The sequence below is a fragment of the Escherichia sp. MOD1-EC5189 genome, assembly GCF_002966045.1.
GTDB classification, from domain to species: domain Bacteria; phylum Pseudomonadota; class Gammaproteobacteria; order Enterobacterales; family Enterobacteriaceae; genus Escherichia; species Escherichia coli_F.
In genome coordinates this window covers 1-419 of sequence record NZ_PTRX01000124.1, presented here as the reverse complement: position 1 = coordinate 419, position 419 = coordinate 1, and the positions used below count along the sequence as shown (strand labels likewise).

The 419-nt window shown below is 58.0% G+C and carries 1 protein-coding gene; it reads right to left on the bottom strand.

What is annotated here, in order from left to right:
- On the bottom strand, window positions 1-419 hold a 419-nt coding region (locus tag ATB02_RS25845), incomplete at both ends, for a pyridoxal-dependent decarboxylase (protein WP_241957654.1).

Genomic DNA, 419 nt, shown 5'->3' with positions numbered 1-419 from the left:
GGCAGGCGGAAGTCCCAGACGATATCCGGGGCGACGAACGGTGCCAGGAAGCCACCGCTGGCGGCGTCGATGTGCATGTCGATGTCGATACCGGTGTCGGCCTGGAATTTATCCAGTGCATCGTGCAGCGGTTGCGGGAACTCATAGTTACCGGTGTAGGTCACGCCGAAAGTCGGCACCACGCCGATAGTGTTTTCGTCGCAGGCTTCAATCATGCGTTTCGGGTCCATAAACAACTGACCGGGGCGCATAGGGATTTCACGCAGTTCCACATCCCAGTAACGGGCGAATTTATGCCAGCAGATTTGTACCGGGCCGCACACCAGATTAGGTTTATCCGTTGGCTTGCCTGCGGCTTCCATACGCTTGCGCCAACGCCATTTCATCGCCATCCCGCCGAGCATACAGGCCTCGGAAGA